Annotated in this window: 19 protein-coding genes; 12 read left to right on the top strand and 7 right to left on the bottom strand. The window is 66.4% G+C overall.

Annotated features, from left to right (window positions below):
- The first annotated feature begins 40 nt into the window (after nucleotides 1–40).
- The 8 genes from rpsB to ACTWQN_RS20570 all read left to right on the top strand — a co-directional run bounded on the left by rpsB (nucleotide 41) and on the right by ACTWQN_RS20570 (nucleotide 6,282).
- The gene (gene rpsB, locus ACTWQN_RS20605; RefSeq protein WP_443205139.1) at nucleotides 41–862 is read left to right on the top strand and encodes a 30S ribosomal protein S2; all 822 of its coding nucleotides are present in this window, start codon (nucleotides 41–43) and stop codon (nucleotides 860–862) included.
- Between the two features lie 189 nt (nucleotides 863–1,051).
- Nucleotides 1,052–1,867: a translation elongation factor Ts gene (tsf, locus tag ACTWQN_RS20600; RefSeq protein ID WP_443205138.1), complete on the top strand. Its 816-nt coding sequence runs from the start codon at nucleotides 1,052–1,054 to the stop codon at nucleotides 1,865–1,867.
- Nucleotides 1,868–2,139: 272 nt separating this feature from the next.
- Nucleotides 2,140–2,889 (top strand): UMP kinase, encoded by a 750-nt coding sequence (gene pyrH, locus ACTWQN_RS20595; protein ID WP_443205137.1) that lies wholly within the window; start codon nucleotides 2,140–2,142, stop codon nucleotides 2,887–2,889.
- A 100-nt stretch (nucleotides 2,890–2,989) separates the two neighbouring features.
- Entirely contained in the window at nucleotides 2,990–3,547 is a 558-nt protein-coding gene (gene frr / locus ACTWQN_RS20590; protein WP_443205136.1) for a ribosome recycling factor, read from the top strand.
- A 36-nt stretch (nucleotides 3,548–3,583) separates the two neighbouring features.
- Nucleotides 3,584–4,426 carry a phosphatidate cytidylyltransferase gene (locus tag ACTWQN_RS20585; RefSeq protein WP_443205135.1) on the top strand — a complete coding sequence of 281 codons (843 nt, stop codon included), beginning with the start codon at nucleotides 3,584–3,586 and terminating at the stop codon, nucleotides 4,424–4,426.
- Entirely contained in the window at nucleotides 4,426–5,157 is a 732-nt protein-coding gene (locus ACTWQN_RS20580) for a class I SAM-dependent methyltransferase (protein ID WP_443205134.1), read from the top strand. Before ACTWQN_RS20585 ends, ACTWQN_RS20580 begins: the two co-directional genes overlap by 1 nt.
- A gap of 37 nt (nucleotides 5,158–5,194) precedes the next feature.
- Nucleotides 5,195–5,710 carry a phytanoyl-CoA dioxygenase family protein gene (locus tag ACTWQN_RS20575; protein ID WP_443205133.1) on the top strand — a complete coding sequence of 172 codons (516 nt, stop codon included), beginning with the start codon at nucleotides 5,195–5,197 and terminating at the stop codon, nucleotides 5,708–5,710.
- Nucleotides 5,711–5,808: 98 nt separating this feature from the next.
- Nucleotides 5,809–6,282, top strand: coding sequence for a pyridoxamine 5'-phosphate oxidase family protein (locus tag ACTWQN_RS20570; RefSeq protein ID WP_443205132.1), 474 nt, complete (start codon nucleotides 5,809–5,811; stop codon nucleotides 6,280–6,282).
- A 77-nt stretch (nucleotides 6,283–6,359) separates the two neighbouring features.
- Here ACTWQN_RS20570 and ACTWQN_RS20565 read toward each other — a convergent pair whose 3' ends face one another.
- Nucleotides 6,360–6,758 (bottom strand): VOC family protein, encoded by a 399-nt coding sequence (locus ACTWQN_RS20565; RefSeq protein WP_443205131.1) that lies wholly within the window; start codon nucleotides 6,756–6,758, stop codon nucleotides 6,360–6,362.
- 74 nt (nucleotides 6,759–6,832) lie between these two features.
- Here ACTWQN_RS20565 and ACTWQN_RS20560 point away from each other — a divergent pair, with 74 nt between their 5' ends.
- Entirely contained in the window at nucleotides 6,833–7,003 is a 171-nt protein-coding gene (locus tag ACTWQN_RS20560; RefSeq protein WP_443205130.1) for a hypothetical protein, read from the top strand.
- Nucleotides 7,004–7,007: 4 nt separating this feature from the next.
- Entirely contained in the window at nucleotides 7,008–7,523 is a 516-nt protein-coding gene (locus ACTWQN_RS20555; protein ID WP_443205129.1) for a CGNR zinc finger domain-containing protein, read from the top strand.
- 3 nt (nucleotides 7,524–7,526) lie between these two features.
- On the opposite strand, the gene ACTWQN_RS20550 is transcribed toward ACTWQN_RS20555, so the two are convergent.
- The 4 genes from ACTWQN_RS20550 to ACTWQN_RS20535 form a co-directional block, all read right to left on the bottom strand.
- The gene (locus ACTWQN_RS20550) at nucleotides 7,527–7,664 is read right to left on the bottom strand and encodes a hypothetical protein (RefSeq protein WP_443205128.1); all 138 of its coding nucleotides are present in this window, start codon (nucleotides 7,662–7,664) and stop codon (nucleotides 7,527–7,529) included.
- A gap of 47 nt (nucleotides 7,665–7,711) precedes the next feature.
- Nucleotides 7,712–8,068 carry a hypothetical protein gene (locus tag ACTWQN_RS20545; RefSeq protein ID WP_443205127.1) on the bottom strand — a complete coding sequence of 119 codons (357 nt, stop codon included), beginning with the start codon at nucleotides 8,066–8,068 and terminating at the stop codon, nucleotides 7,712–7,714.
- Between the two features lie 211 nt (nucleotides 8,069–8,279).
- Nucleotides 8,280–9,113 carry a helix-turn-helix domain-containing protein gene (locus ACTWQN_RS20540; RefSeq protein ID WP_443205126.1) on the bottom strand — a complete coding sequence of 278 codons (834 nt, stop codon included), beginning with the start codon at nucleotides 9,111–9,113 and terminating at the stop codon, nucleotides 8,280–8,282.
- A 34-nt stretch (nucleotides 9,114–9,147) separates the two neighbouring features.
- Nucleotides 9,148–9,648 (bottom strand): DUF6879 family protein, encoded by a 501-nt coding sequence (locus ACTWQN_RS20535; RefSeq protein ID WP_443205156.1) that lies wholly within the window; start codon nucleotides 9,646–9,648, stop codon nucleotides 9,148–9,150.
- 328 nt (nucleotides 9,649–9,976) lie between these two features.
- Between ACTWQN_RS20535 and ACTWQN_RS20530 the strand changes: the two genes are divergently transcribed.
- Nucleotides 9,977–10,606 carry a DUF5753 domain-containing protein gene (locus ACTWQN_RS20530; RefSeq protein ID WP_443205125.1) on the top strand — a complete coding sequence of 210 codons (630 nt, stop codon included), beginning with the start codon at nucleotides 9,977–9,979 and terminating at the stop codon, nucleotides 10,604–10,606.
- Here ACTWQN_RS20530 and ACTWQN_RS20525 read toward each other — a convergent pair whose 3' ends face one another.
- Nucleotides 10,607–11,371: a VOC family protein gene (locus ACTWQN_RS20525; protein ID WP_443205124.1), complete on the bottom strand. Its 765-nt coding sequence runs from the start codon at nucleotides 11,369–11,371 to the stop codon at nucleotides 10,607–10,609. It abuts the gene before it with no gap.
- A gap of 380 nt (nucleotides 11,372–11,751) precedes the next feature.
- Here ACTWQN_RS20525 and ACTWQN_RS20520 point away from each other — a divergent pair, with 380 nt between their 5' ends.
- Nucleotides 11,752–12,240, top strand: coding sequence for a hypothetical protein (locus ACTWQN_RS20520; RefSeq protein WP_443205123.1), 489 nt, complete (start codon nucleotides 11,752–11,754; stop codon nucleotides 12,238–12,240).
- Here ACTWQN_RS20520 and ACTWQN_RS20515 read toward each other — a convergent pair.
- The gene (locus ACTWQN_RS20515) at nucleotides 12,217–12,894 is read right to left on the bottom strand and encodes a metal-dependent transcriptional regulator (protein WP_443205155.1); all 678 of its coding nucleotides are present in this window, start codon (nucleotides 12,892–12,894) and stop codon (nucleotides 12,217–12,219) included. The genes ACTWQN_RS20520 and ACTWQN_RS20515 overlap by 24 nt on opposite strands.

The following is a 12,894-nucleotide window of genomic DNA, read 5'->3' as shown; positions in this document are numbered from 1 at the left end:
CCCGCGGGGCGCGCCCGACTCAAGAGGTGCGAATCAGGCCATGGCCGTCGTCACCATGAAACAGCTGCTCGACAGCGGCGTGCACTTCGGGCACCAGACCCGGCGCTGGAACCCGAAGATGAAGCGCTACATCTTCACCGAGCGCAACGGCATCTACATCATCGACCTGCAGCAGACGCTGACCTACATCGACGGGGCGTTCGACTTCGTCAAGCAGACGGTCGCGCACGGCGGGACGATCCTGTTCGTCGGCACCAAGAAGCAGGCGCAGGAAGCGATCGCCGAGCAGGCCCTGCGGGTCGGCATGCCGTTCGTCAACCAGCGTTGGCTGGGTGGCATGCTCACCAACTTCCAGACCGTCCACAAGCGTCTGCAGCGCCTCAAGGAACTTGAGACCATGGAGCAGACCGGGGGCTTCGAGGGTCGCACCAAGAAGGAGATCTTGATGCTGACCCGCGAGAAGGACAAGCTCGAAAAGACCCTCGGTGGTATTCGCGACATGAGCAAGGTGCCCAGCGCCGTGTGGATCGTGGACACCAAGAAGGAGCACATCGCCGTGGGCGAGGCCCGCAAGCTGGGCATCCCGGTCGTGGCGATCCTGGACACCAACTGCGATCCGGACGAGGTCGACTACCCGATCCCGGGCAACGACGACGCGATCCGGTCCGCAGCCCTGCTGACCCGCGTGGTCGCCGACGGTGTCGCCGAAGGCCTGATGGCCCGCAGCGGCCGCACCAACGGTGCCCCGGAAGGCGAGGAGAAGCCCGCCGCTGGCGCCGAGCCGCTGGCCGAGTGGGAGAAGGAGCTGCTCGCCGGTTCCGGTCAGGCCGCGGAGGGCGGCGAGGCCGCCGCGCAGTCCTGAGTCCGGTTGCTGCGCGCCCGCCGCACGGTGGGCGCGCAGCGCGGTCTCGCTGTCTGCCAGGCACACTGGCAGACGCCACCAATGCCGGGTACGCATCCCCACTGAGCTGGTCGAACGCTGCGGGACGCGACCCGGCTGATGTCTGCAAGACCTTCGAAGCTGCGTACTAAGAGGGACGGATAACGCACGATGGCGAACTTCAGTGCGGCCGACGTCAAGCGTCTTCGCGAGCTGACCGGCGCCGGAATGATGGACTGCAAGAAGGCTCTTGAGCAGGCCGACGGCGACTTCGACAAGGCCGTCGAGAGCCTGCGCATCAAGGGCGCCAAGGACGTGGGCAAGCGCGCCGAGCGCGCCACCGCCGAGGGCTTGGTCGCCGCCGACGGCGGTGTGCTGATCGAGCTGAACAGCGAGACCGACTTCGTCGCCAAGAACGACGAGTTCATCGAGCTGGCCAACAAGATCGTCGCCGCGGTCAAGGCCGCTGGTGCCGGTGACTTGGAGACCGCCCTGGCCGCCCCGCTGGACGGCAAGACCGTCTCGGAGGTCATCCAGGAGCTGTCCGCCAAGATCGGCGAGAAGCTGGAGCTGCGCCGGGTCGCCAGGTTCGACGGCGAGGTGGCCACCTACCTGCACCGCCGCTCCCAGGACCTGCCCCCGGCGGTCGGCGTGCTGGTCGAGTACAGCGGCCCGACCCAGGAGGTCGCGCGCGGCGCCGCCATGCAGGTCGCCGCGCTCAAGCCGAAGTACCTCAGCCGCGACGAGGTCCCGGAGGACATCGTCGCCAACGAGCGGCGCATCGCCGAGGAGACGGCGAAGGCCGAGGGCAAGCCGGAGAAGGCTCTGCCGAAGATCGTCGAGGGTCGCCTGAACGGGTTCTTCAAGGAGAACGCCCTGCTGGACCAGCCGTCCGTGCAGGACAACAAGAAGACCGTCAAGGCGCTGCTCGACGAGGCTGGCGTGACGGTCACCGGCTTCGTCCGGTTCGAGGTCGGCCAGGCCTGACCGGCCGCGCTCCGGCGCATGCCGGGCGGGCCGGTAGGTAGCGTGTCGCCGGTCCACCAGGCGCGGTGGACCGGTCGGCGCGACGGCCGTGGGATACGGCATCGGCGCCCCGCCTTGGTTCGCAAGGCGGGGCGTTTTCGCAAGGTTGCGGCGCCGTCGTCGGCGAGCAGACCGATCCGCGCGGTGTTTTCCAGCGCTCGCGACACCGAGCAGCTGCGCGAGCCAACCCGCACATCCTCAACCAGCCATTCCGAACCTCGCGGGAGGAACCAGTGACCGTCGACGACCCAGCGCAGCGTGGTTATGCCCGAGTACTGCTCAAACTGGGCGGCGAAATGTTCGGCGGGGGCAGCGTCGGCATCGATCCGGACGTGGTCGGCACGGTAGCCAGGCAGATCGCCGAGATCGTCGCCGACGGCGTCGAGGTGGCCATCGTGATCGGTGGTGGCAACTTCTTCCGCGGAGCCGAACTGCAGCAGCGCGGCATGGAACGCGCGCGCGGGGACTACATGGCGATGCTGGGCACCGTGATGAACTGCCTGGCCCTGCAGGACTTCCTGGAGCGCGAGCACGGCATCGACACGCGGGTGATGACCGCGATCACCATGGGCCAGGTCGCCGAGCCCTACATCCCGCGGCGTGCCATGCGGCACATGGAGAAGGGCCGGGTGGTCATCTTCGGGGCGGGCACCGGGATGCCGTACTTCTCCACCGACACCACCGCGGCGCAGCGCGCGTTGGAGATCGGTTGCGAGGTGGTGCTGATGGCCAAGGCCGTCGACGGGGTCTACACCGCCGACCCGAAGACCACGCCGGACGCGAAGCTGTTCGACCACATCACGCACCGCGAGGTGCTGGAACGCGGTCTGAAGGTCGCCGACGCGACCGCCTTCAGCCTCTGCATGGACAACCACATGCCGATCCTGGTGTTCAACCTGCTGCAAGAAGGCAACATCGCCCGCGCGGTCAGCGGTGAGAAGATCGGCACGCTGGTCAGCACCCCGGCCGCCTCGTCGGCCTGAGCGTGCTGGATCCTGATCCGGAGTGGGCCCGCCCTGGGGCCGCGCTGCGCAGCAGGCGACACTTGCATTGTCCACCGGTCGGCAGACTTAAGGAGCAGCCGTGATCGACGAAGCTCTTCTCGAAGGCGAGGAGAAGATGCAAAAGGCGGTGCAGGTCGCCAAGGACGACCTGGCCACCGTTCGCACCGGCCGCGCGAACCCCGCGATGTTCTCCGGCATCGTCGTCGACTACTTCGGTTCGCCGACGCCGTTGAACCAGCTGGCCAGTGTCTCCGTGCCGGAGGCGCGGCTGGTGGTCATCAAGCCCTATGACGCCAGCCAGCTGGCGGCCATGGAGAAGGCCATCCGGGACTCCGACCTCGGGGTCAACCCGTCCAACGACGGTCAGTTGATCAGGGTGTCGATCCCGCAGATGACCGAGGAGCGCCGCAAGGAGATGGTCAAGCTCGCCAAGCACAAGGGCGAGGAAGGCCGGATCACCGTGCGCGGCATCCGCCGCAAGGTCAAGGAAGAGATTGACCGGATCGTCAAGGACGGCGAGGCCGGCGAAGACGAGGGCACCCGTGGTGAGAAGGAGCTGGAGAGCCTCACGCACCGCTACGTCGCCCAGATCGATGAGCTGGTCAAGCACAAGGAAGCAGAACTGCTAGAGGTCTGAGTGGTGACGGCCGGCCAATGCGAAGGTGAGTCCGGGATGACCGCTGACACCCCGGACCCGCCCTCGCGTCCTTCTCGGGCCGGACGCGATCTCCGTGCCGCCATCGGTGTCGGAGTTGTGCTCGGTGCCGCCATCATCCTGTCGCTGCTGATGGTGCGGTTCGTCTTCATCGGGATCGTCGCCGCCGCGGTGGCCGTGTCCACCGTCGAACTGGCCAACGCGCTCAAGCGCGGCGCCGGGATCCGGGTTTCGCTGATCCCGGTACTGGTCGGCGGGCAGGCGATGGTCTGGCTGTCCTGGCTCGGGTTGCGCGGCATCCTGGTCGCGTTCACGATCACCGCGCTGGTGTGCCTGGCGTGGCGGTTCCGCGACGGGGTTGACGGCTACCTGCGGGATGTGAGCGCCTCGGTGTTCACCGCCGCCTACGTGCCGCTCTTCGCCTCGTTCGCGGCGATGCTGGTGCGGCCGGAGGACGGTGCGTTCCGGGCGCTGTGCTTCATGATCGGGGTGGTCGCCTCGGACACCGGCGGTTACGCCTTCGGCGTGCTGCTGGGACGGCATCCGATGGCGCCGAAGGTCAGCCCGAAGAAGTCCTGGGAGGGCTTCGGCGGGTCGATGCTGGTCGGAGTGGTGGCCGGGATCCTGTCGGTGACGCTGCTGCTGCACGGCCAGTGGTGGGAGGGCGCGCTGTTCGGCGCGGCGCTGGTGTGCAGCGCGACGCTGGGCGACCTGATGGAGTCGCTGATCAAACGCGACCTCGGAATCAAGGACATGGGCAACCTGCTGCCGGGCCACGGCGGCCTGATGGACCGGATGGATTCCCTGCTGCCCTCTGCCGCGGTGGCCTGGATGATGCTGTTCTGGCTGATCCCGACCTGATGCGCACCTGGCGGAAATCGGCCCGGCCGCAGGTCACGCCGAGCCCGAACATCTGGCACTGGCCGGAGCTCTACGAGACGGAGAACCGCGCCCAGGACTGCACCGGGGCGTTGTGGCGAGCTCTGCGGGAACGCTGCGACTGGGCGGGTCTCGACGTGGTGGACATCGGTTGCGGTGCTGGTTTCCACCTGCCGCTGTTCGCCGCGACGGCCCGCACGGTGATCGGTGTCGAGCCGCATCCGCCGCTGGCCGAGCGCGCTCGTGACCGGTTGGCGGCGACGCCCGGTGTCGACGTGCGGATCGCGTCCGCCCAGCAACTGCCGCTCGCGGATGCCAGCGCCGACCTGGTGCACGCCCGCACGGCCTACTTCTTCGGCCCCGGCTGCGAACCGGGCCTGGCCGAGGCGGAGCGGGTGCTGCGACCGGGCGGCACGATCGCGATCGTCGACCTCGACGCGTCCCGCCCGCCGTACGGCGACTGGATGCGGGCGGATGCGCCGCAGATCGACCCGGCGGCGGTCGAGGAGTTCTTCCGGCGCCATGATTTCGACAGCGTCTCGGTGGACACCCTGTGGCGCTTCGACGATCGGGAGAGCCTCGAAGCGGTGCTGGGCATCGAGTTCTCGGCGAAGATCGCCGCCCGCGCGGCCCGCGAAACCCCCGGCTGCTCGATCCCGGTCGGCTACCGCCTGCGCACCCGCCGCAAACCAACCGGCCTGCTGCACCCCTGAGCCGATCCATCCCCGAACTGCGCGCCGGGAAAACGGTTTGACCGCTTGGGTTCCCCGCGTCGGTCTCGGCACCTTCCCGGTCCGCTTCCCCAGCTCCAGCGAGCCCGGCGATGATGGATGGCACGTGGAGGCAAGCTTCGCCGGGCCGCAGGGGGAGGGCAGGCTCAGCCTCCGGTCTCGGGAGCGTGCGCTGCTGATGCTCTTCCTGTTCTCGGACGTCGGCCCCGACGACGCGCCAACCCGGATCCGCGTCGGGTCCCATCTGGACGTGCCCCGGCTGCTCGAATCCGGCGGCGAGGAGGGACGCGAATGGATGTCGCTGTGCCAGGACGCCGTTCCGGCCTCCGAGCACCGTCCGGTTGCCCTGGCGACGGGCGTCCTCGGTGACGTCTACCTGTGCCACCCCTTCCTGGTGCACGCCGCGCAGCCGCACCGCGGCCGAACACCGCGGTTCATGGCGCAACCCCCGCTGCACGCCAAGCAGCACCTCGACCTTCAGGACGACCAGCCGACTCCGGTGGCCCGCGCCGTGCTCAACGGCCTGCGGCGATGATCCCGGTCCCATCAGGTGGGCTTGTCACCGGCCTGGAATACCCGGGCGGCGTACCGGTTGGACTGCTTCGTCAACACCCATGACCTTCAGGAGCGCGGATGGCTGCGGAGACGAAGTTGGACGAGAACGTCGGTCGGTCGCGAAAGCTCAGCCGGGAGGAACGGGAGCAGTTCCTGGCGGAGCCCCGCGTCGGGGTGCTGAGCGTGATCAGCGACGACGATCGCCCGCCGGCGACGCTACCCACCTGGTACGCGTACGAGCCGGGCGGCAACATCGCCGTCGTCACCAGGCAGGGCAAGCGCAAGTCACGACTGATCCGGCGCGCGGGCAAGCTGTCCTTCTCGGTGCAACACCCGGAGGTGCCGTACAAGTACGTCACCGTCGAGGGGACAGTGGTCAAGCAGGAACGACCGACGAAGGAAGAACTCGTCAGCATCGGCCGCCGATACCTGCCTGCGGAGGCGGTCGACGGGTGGGCGGAGTGGGAACTCGGCGGCGGGAACGGCAATGGCGAGCCGGAATACATCGAAATCCGACCGGACCGCTGGCTAACCGCCGATTTCTCCGGATAATCCACCAAATCTCCAGCACGAGGCGACCCGCACGCGCCGTCCGCATGGCGGACGGTGCGCCCCTGCCGCGATGGCTGTCAAATCGGCAAACCACCCGCTGACGACTCGGCGAATGGCACGTGCCCGTGCCGTTCGCCGAGGACGCAGAATTCGTTGCCCTCCGGGTCGGCGAGCACCACCCACGGCACGGTTCGCCTTTGACCGATGTGCGCGTGTTTCGCACCGAGTTCGAGTAGCCGTCGCACTTCGGCTGCCTGGTCGTCCGGGCGGAGGTCGATGTGCAGCCGATTCTTCCCGGACTTGGCTTCCGGCACCGGTACGAAGACCAGACCTGGTAGCCGATCCGGTGCTGGGCGGATCTCGTACTCGGTGGGCGAGTCGTTGATCACCACCCAGCCGAGCGCCGCCGTCCACCAGCGCCCCAGCATCGCGGGGTTGGCGGCGTCCACCACCGTTTGCTCCCATTCCAGGCCCATGTCGGAACACGGTAACCAACCAGCCGCCGATGTAATGGTTGAAGTGCATTAGTCCCTGACACCAGGCTGAAGCCATGCCTGTTACCAGCGCGAGCGAAGGGGCCGGAAAATGTCCGCCGGACCGGGCGAGGTGGTCGGTGCTGTCCAGGCACTGGACGTCGCAGGGCGAGATCACCTACCGGAGGTGCGCCTGCGGACGTATCGGCATCTTCCTCGACGGTCACGAACTGCGGCTGCTGGGGTGACCAAGTGCGGTTCAACGAATACGGCGGTGAGGCGGCCCGCTTGGCGGCGGATCTGGTCAATGCGAGCAGGCCGCTCACCCCTGAACTGCTGGAGCCGATCCTGTCCGCGCACGGCGTCGCGGAAGCCACGCTGCCGACCGAGCACGTCCAAGAGTTGACGCGATGGTGCGACCGGCTCGCCGCCTGCTTCGACCGGCAAGAGCTGCGACAGCGGTGCGAAGTGATCAACGGCTTGCTAGCCGACACCGCCAGCCAGCCCTACATCTCGCTGCACGACGGCCAGCCACACCTGCACTACAGCTCGCCGGGAGCGGACTCGGCAGCCCACGTCCGAGCGGTCACCGCCGCCGGACTCGCCTACGTGGTCTGCTTCGCGGGAGCCGACCGCCTCGGCCGGTGCGCGCGCGAAGCGTGCGACCGCGCGTTCGTCGACACCTCCAGGAACGGCCGAAGAACGTACTGCTCGCTGCGCTGCGCGAACAACGACGCGGTAGCCCGCCACCGAGCCAAACACCGGTGACGCTCAGCCGGGGTAGCTGCGGAGCAGGGTGGCGAGGTTGGTGAGGTCGTCAGCCAGTTTGCGGCATTCCGCTGCTCCGGCGTCGCGGGTGGGTAGCTCGTAGGCCAGGTTGTCGATGTCCCATTGTGCTTGGCGCAGCACAACAGCCAGTTGGGCCGGGTCGCTCAGTCGACTGCCTATCGTGCTCGCTACTTCTTGCTGAACCGGGCCAGGTGTTCTTTCGTCCATTGCCTCGCTCGTTCCGCCAGGACCTCGCGCGCCCACTCGCGTTCGATGTTGAACGTCCAGGGCAGCGTCCAGTTGTTCGGGTGGTCGATGTCGCCGTGGAAGATCCGAACCGCGCTTTCGCCTTCGTACCAGTGGAAAACGAAGTGCGCGTACATGTAGGCGAGGTAGCGCCCACTGCTGTCCCGGCGCAGCGCGGGCCCCTGGCAGGGCATCGGCACCCGGTAGAAGGTGAAGCTCTTCCGCGACTTACCCCGTCCGAAGGTGACGGTCTCGGCCACCGCATCGGCGGGCAGCTCGGACGGGTCCAGCAACCCCATCAGTCATCAACAATCGTGACCGACCCGGTCCAATCACACCGATCACACCCACGCCCATTGCAATCCCCACACGTATGCGTCGTCGCTGCCATGCTCTGTATCCCTTCAATTCGGCAACCTGGGATTGAAGGGTACGGAGCAACAATGATTGCAATCTAGATAGTTTCTTGAAATTTCTCGAAACCATCCTTGTGTGGATCAGGAGTAGAAACTAGCCGCCATCTTCGGATGTCTCTGGAACGAGATCGTCGATCACGCGCGTGATGACCGCTCGGGCCGCGCGCCCGTAACTCGCGGCTGCCGCCAGAGATTCGAAGATCTCGCTGTACAACTCGATCTCTTGTGGCTGAGCTAGGTTCAGCTCGGCGGAGAACGTCTCGACCATCACCCGGTCGCTGTCGAGTAGCCAAAAGCCGTGAGCAGGAGCGATGGCGTAGGGCGCGTCGAACGCGATAATGCCGAGGCTCACATTGGGCAAACCGCTCAGCGAGATCAGCCGGTCCAACTGACCGAGCATGACTTCGGGCGGGCAAAGCCGGTAGCGCAGGGCCGCTTCGGTGAGCACGAAGTGGAACGTTTTGTCCGGTCGGTAGAGAATCTCTTGCCTTCTGACCCGAGCTCGCACGGCTTCGTCCAGGTCGTTGCGCACTTTGAAGACCGTGATGCTCTGGGTGAAGCGGGCACGGGCATACTCTGCGGTTTGCAGGAGCCCTGGTATGAAAGTTGCCTCGAAAGCCCTGAACAAACGGGTGGCCTCGTCCAGTTCGGAGAGTTCGTTCTGATGCGCCCGCAAGCCACCACTGAGCTGACGTTGCCACTCGGCGTGCTGCGTTTCGAGTGTGCGGAGGGAAGCAAGCAAGGCTTCTGATTCCTGCTCGCTGCCGGTCGATCTCGCCCAGCGGCGAATATCGTCAGCGGTAGGAGTTTGTCGGCCGTTCTCCAGCTTCGAGATCTTCGACGGAGCCCAGGACAACGACTCCGCCAGCTGCCTGCCAGTCAGTCCGGCTTGTTGACGCAGCTCGCGGAGCCGTCTGGCCAACGCCATCCGCGCCTCGTGGACGCTGGTGCTGCCCGATGTTCTACCTGGTCGCAAATTCGTCCCGCCGTACCGCCTTGTGCCAGGCGGCGTCTCGCCAGTAGTTGTGCTGAACGATCACTTCGTGGTCTTCGATGACTTCGCCGCCCACGAAGTTGTCCGAGTCGTCGAAGTGCATCCGGACCAGCTTCCGCGAGTCGAACAGCCAGTAATCGTAGTCGGGCAGATCTGCGGCTTGGTCCCGTGAGAGGTAACGAATGTCCTCGCCCGCAGCATTGGTGAACTGCGCACAGAACACCCCGAACCGGCTGTAGTCCGTCAACGGAACGCTGACGACACGAACGCGGCTGAACCGGCGCCCGTGTGTCGTAGCTTTTCGAATCATCTGCAGCCAGCCCTGGAACCAGCCGAGGTCTACCTCCTCGCCATCGACGAACTGGCGCAGTGCGTCGGTCTCGCTCGGCGAGCGGTACTGGTCTCTTGTTTCGAGTCGGTAGGCTGTGTGCTCGAAAGTTCGGAAGAGTTTGCCGAACTCTTCGCCGATCAGCAGGCTCAGCGGTCTCCCTCCCGTTGGTCGTGCTGGTAGAAGGCCAGCACATCGGCTGGGATCTCGACGATGCCCTCGCCTTCGGGGACCGGCCCCACATCGGCGAGTACTTGCGGATCGGTCACAACCCACCCTTGCGCTATGTAGGTCTTCCGATCAGTGCGGTCTGTCACGAAGAGCGTAGGCGACTGTCCCTCCTGGGACCCAGGATCCTTGCCGAGAAATCTGGCGTGCATCTTGCCTCCAAAGGAGAACATACGAGAACATTTCTTCTACAGAATCCCGCAAGATCGAGGTGCGTTCAAGGGCACGTTTGGAGGAATCCGTGTCGGATGGAACTGGTCGTCAGCAAGCAATCAGCAGTGAGCAGGTGGCATGGCGCAGTCAGCTTCAAGACGGCCACCGGGTTGCGCAGGTTCGCATTGGGGGCCTGGAGCAGCAGGCCTCGGTGATTCGAGGCGTGAGCCTCAACGTGGTTCCGGGCTTGTTGCAGACGGCTGACTACGCTCGCACCGTTTTCGAGGAACAGGCCGATTTGCTCGACGTTCCGCGGGATTTGGATGAGTCGGTTCGGGAGCGGCTTCGGCGGCAGGAAGTGCTTTACAGCCCGGACAAGCGAATCGAGATCCTGATCGCCGAGGTTGCGCTGCTGCATTCGGTTGCGTCTCGTGCGGTCATGGCTGGGCAGGTCGATCGGTTGGGGATGGCGCTTGGGCTGCCCAACGTCCGCGTCGGCCTGCTACCCGTGTCCCGGCAGCTTCCGCACGTCGTGTTGCACGGGTACTGGATCCTCGACGATCAGGTGCTGGTCGAGAACATCACTGCGGAACTCCGCATCACAGATCCCGACCAGGTCGGTATCTATCGGAAGCTGACGGATCAACTGTGGAGCGTCGCCGCCCAAGGCGACGAGGCGCGGGCGATACTGTCGCGGATCGCTGGCACGTTCAGGTGATCATTCCCCGGTGCGTTGGGCGGTGTCGATGACGAAGAACGTGGCGCCCACGACGTCTTGGAGCAGGGCGAGGCGACCATACGGGGAGTCCGACGGTTCGCGCAGCACCTTCCCGCCCAGTTCCAGCGCTTTGCCCGCTGCGGCGTCGGTGTCCTGGTCCGGGTTGACCTGGAAGTACAGCTGCCAGTGCGCGGGCACGTCCTCGGGCAGCGCCGAACTGGTCTCGAAGCGACCCAGGGTCGGCAGGTCGTCGACGTACCAGACCGTGTAGTCGAAACCGTTTCCCGTCTCGCCGATCTGCTCCTGCCGGTAGCCCAGCAGTTCGGCGTAGAACGGATCGGCCGACGAGCCGTCGCGGGTGTGCAGTTCGGCCCAGCAGAGCATGCCCGCGTGGTCGCGGCCGAACGTGCCGTTCGGCGGCGCCTCCCACAGGCCGATGATCGCTCCGGAGGGATCCTCGGCGACCAGGAACGTTTCGTCGGCGGGCGTTTCCGTCGGCGGAACCAGCACTTTCCCGCCGAGTGCGCGGATGCGTTCCACCGCGCGGCGGGCCGAGCCGCACTCCAGGTACAGGGTCCAGGCGGTCGGTACGTCGGTTTCCGGCAGCAGCAGCCCGGCGACCGGTTTGTGCTCCTTCATCGCGATGTTGTAGTCCGGGCGTTGGATCCAGTGCCAACCGAACAGCCCGGCGTAGAAATCCCTGGCGTCGGCGACATCAGGCGTGGCCAGATCCACCCAGGCAGGAGCCCCAACTGCGATCCCCATCGCTCCTCCTCAGTACCTGTCTTCGTACTCGTTTCGCGTTGCGGTGCAGGTGGCGGAACCTCAGAACCCGCGGCGGTGCGAGTTGCCCCGGTCGGCTAAGCGGCTGCGCCGCTTCGAAGAACAAGATCGAAGACTTCGAAGCGCTCTCCGGATACCCCAGGGTGACCGGACCCGCAGTCCGGAAAACCCGCGTGGCCGATCAAGCTGAAACACCCGCCCAGCGACGTTACTGATCGGTGCCTTTTCCGCAATCCGAACGCCCCCGAATGACGCCTTGCTCCGTGACGGCCCGCGTGATCGACTAATAGTGGTCACTCAGGGTGCCGATATGCATGCCAAGGACCCCGATCGAAGCAAGCACCAGGGTTACAGGAGCAGCCATGACCAACCGCGCGGCGAAGCCGGTCACCGCGGGCTTGAGTCGGCTTGCTCAGCTGGACCGCCGCGAGCGAGCCCGCATCATCCGGCAGCTTTGCCACCAGTACCCGGCGTTCCGGTCGTTGCTGCGGCAGGTGACGATCGCGCGTGCGATGGCGTTCGCATCCGGCCTGGTGCTCGCCGTCGCGGTGATGGTCCTGGCGCAAGGCGGGTCCGTGTGGTGGGTGTCCGGCCTGGTGTTCACCGGACTCGCCGGGTTCGGCTACGTCTCGGTGGCGCTCACCGACAGCCGGTTCGACCTGCTGCTGGCGGTGTTGGGCGCGCACCGCACCGACGAGTTGCACGGTCGCCTGGTGACCGAACAGGTCTACGGCGACGACCCGCCGGCCGATCCGTTGGAGCGGACACCGTCGCAAGCGGTCGTGCCGCGTTCGGCCAGCGCGCGGCACACCGACGAAGCGGTCCGCTCACCGGTGCACGCTGATCGATAGCGCGGCCGCGATCTCGTCGCCCACGAAATGGGTTTCCTCGTCCGGCGGCTCCCCGACGCGCACCACCAGTGGCCCGCCGAAGGGTTTGCGCTCCACGATCTCGATCCGCGAGCCCAGCGTCATGCCGTGCTCGGTCAGATAGCGCAGCAGCTCCGAATCGGTGTCCCACACCCGCGCGATGGTGCCGATCGTGCCCGGCTCGACCTGGTCCAGCAGCAGCGTCGCGGGCATTTCCACGGTGCCCTCGGCAGTCGGGATCGGATCGCCGTGCGGATCGTGGGTGGGGTGGCCGAGCTTGGTGGCGATGTGTTCGACCAACTCGTCGGACACCGCGTGCTCCAGCGCGTCGGCCTCCCGGTGCACCTCGTCCCAGCTGTATTCGAGCTCCTCGACCAGGAACAACTCGATGAGCCGGTGTCGGCGCAGCACGTTGTAGGCCAACCGGCGGCCTTCCGGGGTCAGTTCGACGCTGCGGTAGCGGACGTGCGTGACCAGGCCGAGCTGCGCGAGTTTGTTGATCATGCCCGATACCGAGGACGGGCTGAGGCCGAGCCGGTGCGTCAAGGTGGCGTTCGTGACGGGCACGCCCCGTTCGCTCAGCCCGTAGATCGCCCTCAGGTAGTCCTCAACGGACGACGACGGGCGCTCGGCCAT

The sequence above is a fragment of the Saccharopolyspora antiqui genome (assembly GCF_052246905.1).
Lineage (GTDB): Bacteria > Actinomycetota > Actinomycetes > Mycobacteriales > Pseudonocardiaceae > Saccharopolyspora.
Note: the sequence above shows the minus strand (reverse complement) of the source record. Positions and strands in the feature narration are given on the sequence as shown.